A 13,469-nucleotide genomic window follows, 5' to 3' on the forward strand; every position below is an offset into this window, starting at 1 on the left:
CTGCCGAGATCTACAACCTTAATCTAGGTAGTCTGGTGTATGTAAGTTTGTACCGCAGACTTTGCACTTGTAATCACCTGAATGCTCACCTTCCATTAACGCATTCGCTATTGCTGCAAATAAGCCAGAAAAGAAACCCTTAACTTCTTTTCCCGTAGCTTCATTAGATTTAGAGAAGCTTTCATACTTATGAAGTGTCACCTTTTTGCAATTACAACAGAACGCTTTGGTCTCTTCAGCGCCGTATATTTGAACCAACTTGATTATCTCCAACAACCTAATTTTTCACCTAGCAACTAACGCTCTGCTCTAGCGAATCCCCTCATAAATATCTTTTGAAACAATGAGGTAGACACGCATCGCTCCCTCTGATCTAATGAATTTCGCCAAAAACACACTCGATACAGACAGATTCAATAGCGATGCTAACGATGCGTGATGATCAAATCCTACTACAAACACTGTCAGAGCAGTGCCCAAAAATTCACAAAAAACGGCTTATTTCTCTTACTCTTGCCACTAAAACCTTACTCGATGGCGCTGATTTAACTCTCACCAAGCTTGGGCGCGCACTTGAGACACAAACCTCAGTTAAACATGCGATTAAACGTATCGACCGCCTATTAGGCAATACGCTGTTACATCAAGAGAAAAATCTCATTTATCGCTGGCATACGCATCTGATTACGCGCGCCAATCCTTGTTCCGTCATCTTGGTTGATTGGTCGGATGTGCGTGAGCAATTGCGCTATATGACACTGCGTGCTTCTATCGCCGTGGATGGGCGTGCCGTCACTTTGTATGAGCAAGCCTTTGAATATGGCGACTATAACTCGCCTCGCACCCATCAACGCTTTCTCGATACGCTCCAAGGGATATTGCCTGACGGTTGCCACCCAATCTTGGTCACCGATGCGGGCTTTAGAAATACTTGGTTCCGACAAGTGGCACAAAAAGGCTGGTTCTGGTTAGGCCGCGTACGTGGCGAGGTCTCGATTAAAACCCATCAGCACCCGTGGCAATCCAATAAGCAGTTTTACCCTGACGCATCAGCTAAACCTCACACTCTTGGGCCCTGTTTATTAGCGAAGCGTTCGCCTCTTCATTGCTTTGCGTATCTCTACAAAGGTGCCCCCAAAGGACTCAAAGTGCATCGTCATAGCCGCACCTGCCAGCGTCATTCCGCCAACGCGCTTTATCAAAAAGGGAGCAGTGAACCTTGGTTGCTCGTAACGAATATCCCCACGCATGCAATGAATGCGGTCCAAATCACGCGGCTTTATGCCAAGCGTATGCAGATAGAAGAAGCCTTTAGAGACTTAAAAAGCACCGCCTACGGCATGGCACTTCGACACAACCGGACGCGCTGTGTAAAACGGCTCAATATCTTGCTACTCATTGCCCTGCTTGCCGATCTTAATGTGGTGGAATGGCTTAGTGGCGACCCAAGCAGGTTGGCATTATCACTTTCAAGCCAACACCATCAAGCATCGTCGCGTGCTCTCGATACCTCGTCTTGGTCGCGAGGTCAGAAACCATCGGCGATACCTGATTAAGCTAACCCAATATCAGTGGGCCATCAGGGAATATCAACGGCTAACGCATACGATGGGGCTCGGTCAATTATGAGGGGATCCGCCAGCGCCCAGTTAACCCGAAAATTACGGAGGGCGAAGCCCGGCGTGATTCTCGGGTTGAACTGATCGTTAGAACGACACTCCACCGAAACCTCTAATCGGAAAGCGAAAACAAAACCGACGAATTACCCTGATCAATTACGACCAAGCCGAAACACTAAACAAGCCCGACGTGATTCAAGGCCACGCGAGGGTCCAAATAATCATTTACATCCTCGGGAAGCACCACTTCTGCTATCTGAAGAGGCGCCTTCAGAACTGGATAAAAGCCCCTCTGTCTTTCAATGTGTTTGCCGTATATATCAGAAAAAATAGCATGAGCCTCTTGCTCTACTGATATTTCAAGAGCTAGGACTTCAATCAAGTATAACAGAGAAAGCGCCACGCCATAGAAACAGTCTTTAATGTCATCAACACCGGACTTATTGCGGATGCACAACGAAAGGGAGTGTACCTCGTTATTAAACTTGTCGAGTGCGACCGACGAATCCGCGCTCTGACTCAACATGCCAGCACCAGCGAGCAAAATATTTTTTTTAACGGAATCCTTAACAAGGTCTTGGGCAAGCCGAGCAATTATTATTTCTTCATCCCTCGAGAAAACCACCTTATCGACCGCAGGAATTTTAGAGTTGGCGGCAATTGAAAGGGGTGATCGTCGTATTTGGCTATCTTCTAAAAAAAGAAACCCCGGACACCGAGTCACGTCTCTAAGCGCAGCCCTTATATCGGGGCAGTTACTCGGAAGGCTCTCTTTTTTTAGTCTGCCCCGCCAAGCACCGAACACTTCCGATGCGGGCCCCTCATTCAACACATCCTCAATCTGTGCGACTGCCTGCCTCAGAGTACGCATCTTTAGGTTAAGAGAATTACTAAAGCGCATGAATGCTGCGTTATAGGCATCTGTGTCAGCATCATGTCTTTCAATTAAAGCTTCGTATAATCGCCTTTTGTCCCTCAATTTCTCTGCCAACTGTTGCACTGAAAGCACAACAAGAGAAAACCACAGGGGAAGCGTTGCACCAATCAACCCAAGCCAGTTACCTTGATCGACTCCAACCAAAGGAGAAAAGTACTCGGCGTTCAGCGCCATAATAATTGGGAGCAACGCTGAAACGAATATTACCAACACCCAAATCATAAGTATCCCTTTAGTTTCAGAGGCTTTCACGTCGTGGACAGGCACACATATATTCAACAACCCATTCCAACACCTTCTAACGCCCAGCTAAGCGGCGATAAAAGTTTGGCTAAAATCAAGAGGAACGAGTGAAGCCAAACTTTTAGCGTCCTTTGCTTGAGCGCCTTGTTATGTTTACCTTGCTCTCCGATCAACTTGAGTTTGTAAATCATCAAATTGCTCAGGAGTTGTCCCTTCTGGGATTATTACTTCGTAGTTTGTAGGGGAAAGCTTATTAATGACAGTCCCTTTCCATTTTTTATTAACATACGTTTTAACAGTATTTGGTTTCCAACCAGTAGCTTCAACAAGACCATCAAGGTCTATATCATTCCCTTGGTTTTCAATAAAGTAATCATAAGCTCTTTTGGCTTTATCACTTAATGGCATAACATCTCCTTGTAAACATTACATTGTATTAGTGCGCGCGCTCGATTTTCCCAAACCGTTATACGCGCCTTTTTTTATCTAACTACTTATGATTAAACATATTTTTAACGCTCGAAGCAATCACCTTGTCTGCGAAAGTGTGCATACTTTCATCTCGGCTCAAGAATCACACTTACCCCAACCATCGAAACTTATCCATAACTCGTTACCACGCAGGAGCGTGGGAACGAGGTCGGATATCACAAGCCCAATGGATTTGCTTTAACGTCCACGCTACCGCCCTTCGGTTGGCGGCATCCAAAAGACCATGTGCGGGAGATATTTAAGGGACGTAGACTACCAGAGCATGAGAAAGGTGTTTAGACAGAGGCGTCTAAAATGTTGGCAATGTCAGGATTTGCATGATTGCGGGGCAGAAAACGAAAAAAGCCGCTGATTTCTCAGCGGCTTTTCGGTATGTGGCGGAGGGATAGGGATTTGAACCCTAGAAGGGCTATTAACCCTTGCCGGTTTTCAAGACCGGTGCTTTCAACCGCTCAGCCATCCCTCCGGAACGCGGCGTATAATATGGGTTTCCCGTTGGCTTGTAAAGTAAAAAACCAACATTCGCGGTGCGTTTGGTCAGCTTTCAGCCAATAAAAAAGAGGCCAGCGTTAGGCTGGCCTCTTTGGTGTGTTTTTTAAACCGTTTTAGATGTTTTCGACATCAAATTCAACCACGGGGCTGATGTCTGCCTCGTAGTCTACGCCTTCAACACCAAAACCAAACAGTTTTAGGAATTCAGCTTTGTATTCTTTGTAGTCAGTCAGCTCACTGAGGTTATCAGTGGTGATCTGTGGCCACAAGTCACGACAGTGCTGCTGAATATCGTCACGCAGTTCCCAGTCATCTAAACGCAGACGGTTTTCGCTGTCTACCTCTGGGGCGCTGTTATCGTCTTTATAGAGGCGTTGGGTGAACATGCGATGGATTTGCTCCATGCAACCTTCATGGACGCCCTCTTGACGCATTTTTTTGAATACCATGGCGATATAAAGCGGCATAACTGGAATAGCCGAGCTCGCTTGGGTGACCACGCTTTTCAATACGGCGACGTTGGCACTACCGCCTTTTGCCGAGAGCGTATTGTTCAGTGCTTTTGCGGCGCGATCGAGATCCATTTTCGCTTTACCCAACGCACCTTCCCAGTAGATAGGCCAAGTGAGCTCGGTACCGATATAGCTGTACGCGACGGTTTTGCAGCCTTCGGCCAATACACCAGCGTCGTTCAGTGCGTTAATCCAAAGCTCCCAGTCTTCACCGCCCATCACGGTGACGGTATCTTGAATTTCTTGCTCGGTAGCCGGCTCGACACTGGCTTCGATGATTTCATCTTTGTTGGTGTCAACGGCGGTTGAGGTATAGGTCTCACCGATTGGTTTGAGTGATGAGCGCACCAGCTCGCCGCTGTCAGGTAGCTTACGCACTGGCGAAGCCAGTGAATAGACAACCATATCGATTTGCCCCAAATCTTGTTTGATCAAATCAATGGTTTTTTGCTTAGCTTCATGCGAGAACGCATCGCCGTTCAGGCTTTTGGAATACAGGCCTTCTTGCTTGGCAAACTTGTCGAATGCGGCAGAGTTGTACCAGCCAGCGGTGCCAGGCTTTTTCTCGGTGCCTGGTTTTTCAAAGAACACACCAATGGTTGCCGCACCGCCACCGAAGGCAGCCGCAATGCGTGAGGACAAGCCATAACCGCTGGATGCCCCTACCACCAAGACACGCTTAGGCGCATTGGCAATCGGGCCTTGCGCTTTGGTGTAGTCAATTTGTTCTTTTACATTGGCTTCACAGCCGATCGGATGGGTGGTCGTACAGATAAATCCGCGAATTTTAGGTTTGATGATCATATTCAACGTCCCTCACAAAATTGAGGCTAAGGATAATTACTAACGCCGACCTATGCATCCCCTTTTGCGGAAAAATGACGAAAATATCCAGTGGTTGGAGGTGTTGCAGACAAGATTAGTGGACGAGATCGCGATCAGCGCCACCGAAATGGCGCAAAGACGCACTCTTAACGACGACGGTTAAGCGGCCAATACATAAACCAAGAGGCATAAGGGTTCGGCGAGATGAATTTATCATTGTCTTGCGCGTTTTCTTTATTGCCACTTTGCTCCCACGCATTCGAGAAGATATGTTGGCCCCAGTTAAACGCAATGTTACCGGTTAAGCCAAATTCAGGGGGTGTTGGGGTTGAGCTAGCGTCTGTATCTCGTGGTTGATGGATTTTACTCACAGTGACTTACCTCTTTAGTTCGACACGCTTGATCGATGTTGGCGTCTTGCCATCACGACACTGCCAAGGAACATAATAAGTAAAAAAGAGCAGACTTGCATCATTTATGTGATTTTAATCACACTGGTTGGAGCAGTCATAGTAAGCCGCTGTCTCATAAAAAAGCGCCTGCCGAAGCAAGCGCTTTTTGTCGTCATGGTGCGGTTTTCTTCGCAGTTAAGCCGCTTTGTTTGGGTTCGGCTTTTTAATCGCACCACCTTCTAGCTGGTTAGATGCAAACCATTCCGCTTTAAAATCATCAACTTGAACCGCATATGCACGTAGCGCATCAGCCTCAAGCAGTTTCTCTCGTGCTTGCGCGGTAATGATGTTTTGATCCACGGCCTGCTGTGAGCGATCAGCCAAACTGGCTTTCCCGTCGATTTGCTTCGCTTTGGCGGCTTTGATCAACGCCTTGTCGGTATCGCGTGATTCCCACATTGCTACAAAGGCACGCTCCATCACGGCAACAGGATCTTCAGGCTTGTCACCCACATAGCAAATGTGTGTCCAGCGATCGCGATCCGCGCTCGGTGTCATCAGCTGCTCTGCAATTTGGTTAAGCAATTTATCCGATGGCATTTTGTAGTGCATGCCCAACGGGAAGAGAAGTACACGTAAGCTGCGACCCACACCGTTACGTGGGAAGTTATTAAATGCGCCATCAAAGGCTTTCGCACACTGAGCTAAACAGTATTGCAGCGCATAGTGCACCATTGGCAAATCAGCACGCGGACGTCCTTCATCTTCAAAGCGCTTCAGTACTGCAGAAGCCATATAAAGATGACTTAACACATCACCTAAACGGGCTGAGAGCATTTCACGGCGTTTCAGCTCGCCGCCGAGAGCCAACATGGCAACATCGGTGGTCACAGCCAATGCTCGGCTCATTCGTGTCAGATGACGGTAGTATTTCGCCGTTTCGCCACTCACTGGCGCGCGATTAGTCAGGGAGCCGGTTAGCGCGTTAACCAAGCCCAACACACTGTTTTTACTCGCGTGACCGATGTGCTTAAACAGCAGCTTATCGAACGCTTGCGCACCAGCTTCTTGGTCAGGGTTCGCCGCCGCTTCCATTTCTTTGAGTACATATGGGTGACAACGGGTCGCCCCTTGACCAAAGATCATCAGGTTACGGGTCAAAATGTTAGCCCCTTCTACCGTGATCGCGACCGGAATCCCAAAGTAGTGATGGCCAATATAGTTAAGTGGCCCCAATTGGATTGCACGCCCAGCATGGATATCCATGGCATCGTTTAAGATGGTGCGCGCCAGCTCTGTCATGTGGTATTTCGAGATCGCGGTGATAATCGCTGGCTTCTCACCTTTGTCGAGCGCTGTGGTGGTCAACGTGCGGGTCGATTCGAGCAAATAGGTCAATCCGCCCATCCGTCCTAACGCTTCGGCGACTCCTTCAAAGCGACCAATATGCATTCCGAACTGTTTACGTACATAGCTGTATGCACCCGTGGTTCGGCTAGCCAAATGGCCCACTGCCGTACCCAACGCCGGTAAGGAGATGCCGCGCCCTGCTGATAAGCACTCCACCAGCATCCGCCAGCCGCGGCCGACATAATCTTTGCCCCCGATCACCCAATCGATAGGGATAAAGACATCTTCGCCCTTGGTAGTACCGTTCATAAACGCCATGTTGAGCGGGTTATGGCGATCACCAATTTCAACGCCGGGATGATCCGCAGGCACCAGCGCACAGGTGATCCCGAGCTCTTTTTTCTCGCCGAGCATGCCGTCAGGGTCGTCCAGTTTAAATGCCAGACCAACCACAGTGGCCACCGGCGCGAGAGTAATGTAACGCTTGTTCCAGCTTAAGCGAATACCCAGCACTTCTTTGCCCTCGTATTCGCCCATGCACACCACGCCACGGTCAGGAATGCTTCCCGCATCCGAACCGGCTTCTGGGCCTGTCAGGCCAAAACAGGGCACTTCACGGCCATCCGCTAAGCGAGGCAACCAATAATCACGCTGTTCTTGGGTACCATAGTGAGTCAGTAGTTCACCCGGCCCCAAAGAGTTTGGCACCATCACGGTCACTGCAGCACTTAAACTACGAGTGGCAATGCGCGATACAATGGTCGAGTTGGCAAGCGCCGAGAACGCGAGGCCGCCGTATTCTTTGGGGATGATCAGTGAAAAGAAGCGCTCTTTTTTGAGGTATTCCCACACTTTTTCCGGCAGGTCTTTTTGCTCTTGAACGATTTTAAAGTCGTCGAGCATCGCCAGCAGCGTTTCCAGCTGGTTGTCGATAAAGGCTTGCTCGTCTGCGGTTAGTGATGGCTTGCCGTACTGGTGTAGGGTTTGCCAATCTGGCGAGCCGGAGAACAACTCGCCGTCCCACCATACGCTACCGGCTTCCATCGCCTCACGCTCGGTCGCTGATAGCGGCGGCAGTACCTTTTTGAAGAAAGAAAACGCTTTATCACTAATCAGTGATCGACGCATTGACGTTTGAGAGCTCATGATTCAGGTCCTTTTGTTGATCATGGTTGCACTCTTTTTGGTGTTATTGTGCGACCAGAACGGGTTTTCACTTGGCACTTAGGGTGCCGCTTACGGGTTGTTACAACAGCGCGATGCACGACTTAAATCCCATCGCTCTTTGACTGTCCCTTGCGCTTATTTTTTCGCCATCAGCCCAAAGGTAATCGTGCGTTACTCTGCGGCAAATGCCACGATGTTATCTTGCGACGCTTGTCTTGGTTTGGCGTTCATCCCTGCAGCTAGATACGGAATAAGTCGGTCAACGATCGCTTCTGAATCTAACGTGCGTCCAAAATCGTTTTCGGCGATGTCGCGTAATGCCTCACTCGACGCCATGGTGAAAATCGCCGCGCCCAAGGTGAAATGTAAGTGCCAAAAAACCGCTTCTGACGTGAGATCTGGATTGGCTTTGCGTACCGCTTGGTTAAACAATGAGAGCACATGCTCATAGCGGGTGGTAATAAACCAACGCAGGTGCCCTTGTACATCGCTGTACCCACGTCCAATTAGCTGCATAAATGTCGCGGCGCCATGCGGGCGATACTTATCAAGAGCAAGCACAGGTTGTTTTGCACAGGCAAACACTTGTTCCATCGTGCAATGGGGCTCACTGAGCAGCGCTTGCAGTTGCTCTCCGAGCGCGGGCATGAACGCCTCGAGATAACGGCTTAATACTGCCCGAACCAGTGATTTTTTATCCCCAAAATGGTAGTTCACCGACGCGAGGTTAACGCCCGCTTTGCCGGTAATCGTTCGAAGTGAGGTTTCCTTAAACCCATGCTCGGCGAAGAGTTGCTCCGCGGCATCCAGAATTTTTGCTTTGGTTTCGCCTCGTCCTGCCATTTTCATTCACCTGTATTAAACGCTTGTTTAACTTTATAACGCAATGTCAGGTTTAACAAGATAGAAACACACCATCATCACATGAGTAACATCACATTCCTGAATATCGAGCGCGGTAGGTTCAACGGTGTTATGAGCAAGACGCGTGGTAGGCACTGTTCCGAGCGACACTCGGTCATGTATTTGGGCGACTTACCGTGGTGAAAAGGAGTCACTCGACACCGAGTAGCACAAGGCAACGAATCGATAGCGTATGGTGGTTGGTAAAAAATAGGACGGTGATTTCTGCCGCCAATCCCCGCTATGACACTGAATGTCGGGGGCAAAAGAGCAACGTCAATATGCAACGAGGAGAAAAAGGCGATTTTTTGTGCAAAATTGGGAACCCTTTCGCATTAATGGCGGTCACACTCTGTGCCACTGCTTTTTCTAGAAGACTTTTCTTCTACGCCCACTCGCTCGTTGCTTGTGGGCTTTTTTATGTGCGTGCACTCAATCAGCGCCGCATCAACATGCTAACTCGCCACGCTAAGTCGGTGACGAGACAAAAGAAATATTGCCATTCACCTCCTCTAATGCACAATTTTTGTGAGAAAAATCACGAATTAATCGCGTATTAATAAATAATTGCCAGTTTTTCTCAACCTAAGGAACTTCTTCAATTTCGCCCAGTCCTAATGGGTGCATCGGTAAGAAATGCCTTATCTCCCTCAGCGATTGAGGGCGCATGATTTCTCTTTCTTTCCGACCTGCTGCTGCTTTTTCTACTCACTTTAGAGTTTGTTTGTCTCTACCTTTATTTTTTGCCCACCTTGTGTGGGCTTTTCTTTTTTTAACGGCACTAACCGCTTTTGATCTTTGCTTATTTATCTTGGGCGCACTTATCTTCGCTCACCGTGTTTAATCAGGGCTAACAGCACCATTGGCAATCATTTGATAGGGCGAGCCATATCGCAACGTCAAGCCAAGGGCCTTTAACGTTTCTGAAGCATCAATCCATTTACCATCCCCCGCACTGACGGTAAATTGCGGCGGCGTTAGGCCCATTTCCCGTGCGGCCCACGGATAATACGTCGCTTTGGGAGGATGAAGCTCTGCACACAAATGAAAGGTGTGTCCCCATTGTTGCTGATGAACAATTGCGGCAATGGTGCTAATTACATCCGCCCGGTGCACCAAATTGACCGGCTCATTGGCACCCGCCAAGTCGCTCCGCCCTGCCAATGTTTTCGACGGATGACGGTCTCCACCAATCAATCCAGCCAAACGCAGCACCGTCGAGGTATTACCGTAATGAGCACGAAGGTGCGCTTCAATCGCGTGGTGAGCTTTTCCAGATGCAGTCTGTGGTGCCGGCATCGAGTGTTCTGTCACCTGCCCTTTCAAATCACCATACACAGAGGTGGTGCTAATAAAGAGGACATGCTTAACCTCGGCGGCAAACAATGTGTCGATAAATGCGGTCATGGCCGCTTGATAGGCATTGAAGTCTGCGTTCCGCCGTCCGGCAGCAATGTTGATTACGACGATATCGCAGCCAAGTAAGGATGCCGCGGAGGTGTAATCGGGTTTCATCACATCAAACGGCACCACGTCGCACCCAAGCGTCTCGCTGAGCGCCCGTGCATCAGCCGCATCACGCTTTGTCCCTACAACATGATGGCCCGCTGCCAGTAACTGTTTGGCCAAAGACGTGCCTAACCAACCACAGCCACAAATACCTATTTTAAAACCCGTCACAGTCACTCCTTTTGTTACGTAATTATTTTTCAATGTAATGGATAACAGCGCCGTTATTTCGCCTATTTTGGTCTATTATTTATTTCACGCTGTAAATATATTCCGTGATCCTGAAAGGAAATAACCAAAAGCGTGAATGGCGACAAAGTTTTCATGCTCGAATGGTCATAATAATGTCATTAGCAGGCGCGAGAAGATAGACTAAATGCCACGAAACGGTAGTCAAAAACCGTGTTGATATACGTAGTTAACATCGAATTTGGATCGTGGATAACGTCACGATTGTTTTACATTCTGGTCACGAACTTAAGCGGTAACTCGAATGAATACTCTGGAAAAAATACAAAAAAATCTCGAAAACTTCAGCAAATCTGAAAGAAAAGTTGCTGAGGTGATTGTTGCCTCGCCACAAACAGCGATCCACTCTAGCATTGCCACACTGGCTAAGATGGCGGATGTGAGTGAGCCAACCGTGAACCGCTTCTGTCGCCGACTCGACACCAAGGGTTTTCCTGATTTTAAATTGCACCTTGCACAAAGCCTCGCGAACGGGACACCTTACGTCAATCGTAACGTAGAAGAAAACGATGGTGCTGACGCTTATACCGCTAAAATTTTTGAATCCACCATGGCCTGCTTGGATGTCGCGAAAAACAGTATCGATACCCACCAAATTAATCGCGCGGTGGATTTACTGACCCAAGCCAAAAAGATCGCTTTTTTCGGCCTCGGTGCTTCGGCGTCGGTTGCGCATGACGCACAAAACAAATTTTTCCGCTTTAACATCCCCATTGTTTGCTTCAACGACATCGTAATGCAGCGTATGAGCTGTATTAACTGTAACGATGGGGACGTCGTGGTGGTGATCTCGCATACTGGCCGCACCAAAAGCTTGGTCGATGTGGCGAACTTAGCGCGTGAAAACGGCGCGACGGTTATCGGCATTACCCAGCGTGACTCACCGCTGGATAAAGTGTGTTCACACACCATACAGCTTGATGTCCCGGAAGATACCGACGTCTATATGCCCATGGCGAGTCGCGTCGTGCAAATGACCGTCATTGATGTGCTAGCGACTGGCTTCACGCTTCGCCGCGGTCCCGGGTTTAGAGAAAACTTGAAACGTGTGAAAGACGCGATTCGCGATTCACGCTTTCACAAAGAGTCGTTGACTTAATACGCAGGAGTGCCCTCGGCACTCCTTTTTTGTGTCATACGATCGACGCTTTCCCTGCGCTACACTGGATGCAATGTGCTTGGTTGCACGTTGAGCTTCATGATGTTTTTGCTGTTGCACCTCACTATCCAGGTCTATGCGCGGTCTGGGCGTAGCCCAATGAAAACAGGAGTTAAACATGTCTGCAAAACTGAGAAGAACCAAGATAGTTACAACACTCGGCCCTGCCACTGATAAAGATGATGTGTTAGAAGCAGTGATTAAGGCAGGCGCAAACGTGGTTCGCCTCAACTTTTCTCACGGCAGTGCAGAAGATCATATTAAGCGTGCCGAACAGGTACGAGCCATTGCGGCCAAATTAGGTCGTCATGTCGGTATTTTAGGCGACCTACAAGGGCCGAAAATCCGTGTATCGACGTTTAAAGACGGAGCAATCCAACTGGCCGTTGGTGATAAATTTACCCTAGACGGTGACTTATCACCGGGTATGGGTGATCAAGATGCAGTCGGCCTCGACTACAAAGCGCTCCCTCAGGATGTGACCAATGGCGACATCCTGTTGCTTGATGATGGCCGAGTTCAACTCAAAGTGTTGGCGGTAGACGGCGCGAAAGTGCATACCGAAGTGACGGTCGGTGGCAAGCTGTCGAACAACAAGGGCATCAATAAAAAAGGTGGCGGTCTATCGGCGCCGGCATTGACTGAAAAAGATAAACAAGACATTCATACTGCCGCCAAAATTGGCGTGGATTACTTAGCAATTTCGTTCCCGCGCAACGGTCAAGATATGAATTACGCGCGTACCTTGGCCCGCGACGCAGGCCTTGAGGCGCGATTGGTTGCCAAAGTTGAGCGTGCTGAAACCGTGGCAAGCGAAGCCAGCATTGATGACATCATCGAAGCATCAGATGTGGTGATGGTGGCACGTGGCGATCTCGGCGTTGAAATTGGCGACCCTGAATTGGTGGGAGTCCAAAAGCAATTGATTCGCCGCGCCCGTAGCATGAACCGTTTGGTGATCACAGCAACTCAGATGATGGAGTCGATGATTTCGGCGCCAATGCCAACTCGTGCGGAAGTCATGGATGTGGCGAACGCCGTCCTCGACGGAACAGATGCCGTCATGCTCTCTGCAGAAACCGCGGCGGGGCAATACCCCGTTGAAACCGTTCGCTCTATGGCCGAAGTCTGTATGGGGGCGGAAAAAATGCCGTCCGTCAATGTGTCGAATCACCGTCTGGATCGTCAATTTGATAGCCAAGAAGAGACGGTTTCGATGGCGACCATGTATGCGGCGAACCATATGAAAGGGGTGAAAGCCATGGTCTCGTTGACCGAGTCGGGCCGAACCGCCTTGATGATGTCGCGTATTTCGTCAGGTAAACCTATCTTCGCGCTCTCACGTCACGAGCACACACTCAACCGTGCCGCGCTGTATCGGGGGGTCACTCCGGTGTACTTTGACAGTGATAGCGGAGCTGGCCTACAAGTTGCCGAGCGCGCGCTGCAAACCCTCAAAGAAGGTGGCTTCTTGGATGAAGGGGATCAGGTCATTATGACCCAAGGTGACCAAATGGAAGTGATCGGCTCAACCAACACGATGCGTGTCCTAACCGTGAAATAATTGAGGCTATCAGCCATGACCAAGGGCGCTGCGGCGCCCTTTTTCGTCACCAACCG

Annotated in this window: 11 protein-coding genes and 1 tRNA gene; 3 read left to right on the top strand and 9 right to left on the bottom strand. The window is 49.1% G+C overall.

The window, feature by feature from the left end; translation table 11 throughout:
* Positions 1–18: 18 nt before the first annotated feature.
* Positions 19–258, bottom strand: a complete 240-nt coding sequence (locus E8E00_RS17315; RefSeq protein ID WP_077675068.1) for a hypothetical protein — start codon at positions 256–258, stop codon at positions 19–21.
* Positions 259–431: 173 nt separating this feature from the next.
* Between E8E00_RS17315 and E8E00_RS08240 the strand changes: the two genes are divergently transcribed.
* Positions 432–1,556, top strand: a complete 1,125-nt coding sequence (locus E8E00_RS08240; protein ID WP_240788871.1) for an IS4 family transposase — start codon at positions 432–434, stop codon at positions 1,554–1,556.
* A 238-nt stretch (positions 1,557–1,794) separates the two neighbouring features.
* On the opposite strand, the gene E8E00_RS08245 is transcribed toward E8E00_RS08240, so the two are convergent.
* From E8E00_RS08245 to E8E00_RS08280, 8 genes are all read right to left on the bottom strand, one after another.
* The gene (locus E8E00_RS08245) at positions 1,795–2,778 is read right to left on the bottom strand and encodes a hypothetical protein (protein WP_096627858.1); all 984 of its coding nucleotides are present in this window, start codon (positions 2,776–2,778) and stop codon (positions 1,795–1,797) included.
* A gap of 174 nt (positions 2,779–2,952) precedes the next feature.
* Positions 2,953–3,207 carry a hypothetical protein gene (locus E8E00_RS08250; protein WP_096627855.1) on the bottom strand — a complete coding sequence of 85 codons (255 nt, stop codon included), beginning with the start codon at positions 3,205–3,207 and terminating at the stop codon, positions 2,953–2,955.
* A gap of 459 nt (positions 3,208–3,666) precedes the next feature.
* Positions 3,667–3,757 (bottom strand) — tRNA-Ser (locus E8E00_RS08255).
* 139 nt (positions 3,758–3,896) lie between these two features.
* The gene (gene fabV, locus E8E00_RS08260; RefSeq protein WP_077455154.1) at positions 3,897–5,099 is read right to left on the bottom strand and encodes an enoyl-ACP reductase FabV; all 1,203 of its coding nucleotides are present in this window, start codon (positions 5,097–5,099) and stop codon (positions 3,897–3,899) included.
* A 167-nt stretch (positions 5,100–5,266) separates the two neighbouring features.
* A complete protein-coding gene (locus E8E00_RS08265; protein ID WP_069588915.1) occupies positions 5,267–5,491 on the bottom strand; it encodes a hypothetical protein in 225 nt (74 codons plus the stop codon).
* A 216-nt stretch (positions 5,492–5,707) separates the two neighbouring features.
* On the bottom strand, positions 5,708–8,008 hold the full coding sequence (locus E8E00_RS08270; RefSeq protein ID WP_096627854.1) for an acyl-CoA dehydrogenase: 2,301 nt from the start codon (positions 8,006–8,008) through the stop codon (positions 5,708–5,710).
* A gap of 192 nt (positions 8,009–8,200) precedes the next feature.
* On the bottom strand, positions 8,201–8,872 hold the full coding sequence (locus tag E8E00_RS08275; protein ID WP_077455156.1) for a TetR/AcrR family transcriptional regulator: 672 nt from the start codon (positions 8,870–8,872) through the stop codon (positions 8,201–8,203).
* Positions 8,873–9,772: 900 nt separating this feature from the next.
* Positions 9,773–10,612, bottom strand: coding sequence for an SDR family oxidoreductase (locus tag E8E00_RS08280; protein ID WP_168174028.1), 840 nt, complete (start codon positions 10,610–10,612; stop codon positions 9,773–9,775).
* 322 nt (positions 10,613–10,934) lie between these two features.
* Here E8E00_RS08280 and E8E00_RS08285 point away from each other — a divergent pair, with 322 nt between their 5' ends.
* Together E8E00_RS08285 and pyk are read left to right on the top strand one after the other, a co-directional pair.
* Entirely contained in the window at positions 10,935–11,789 is an 855-nt protein-coding gene (locus E8E00_RS08285; protein WP_069588909.1) for a MurR/RpiR family transcriptional regulator, read from the top strand.
* Between the two features lie 178 nt (positions 11,790–11,967).
* Positions 11,968–13,413 (top strand): pyruvate kinase, encoded by a 1,446-nt coding sequence (gene pyk, locus E8E00_RS08290; protein ID WP_077480431.1) that lies wholly within the window; start codon positions 11,968–11,970, stop codon positions 13,411–13,413.
* Positions 13,414–13,469 lie beyond the last annotated feature (56 nt).

The sequence above is a fragment of the Salinivibrio sp. YCSC6 genome, assembly GCF_004916735.1.
Lineage (GTDB): Bacteria > Pseudomonadota > Gammaproteobacteria > Enterobacterales > Vibrionaceae > Salinivibrio > Salinivibrio proteolyticus.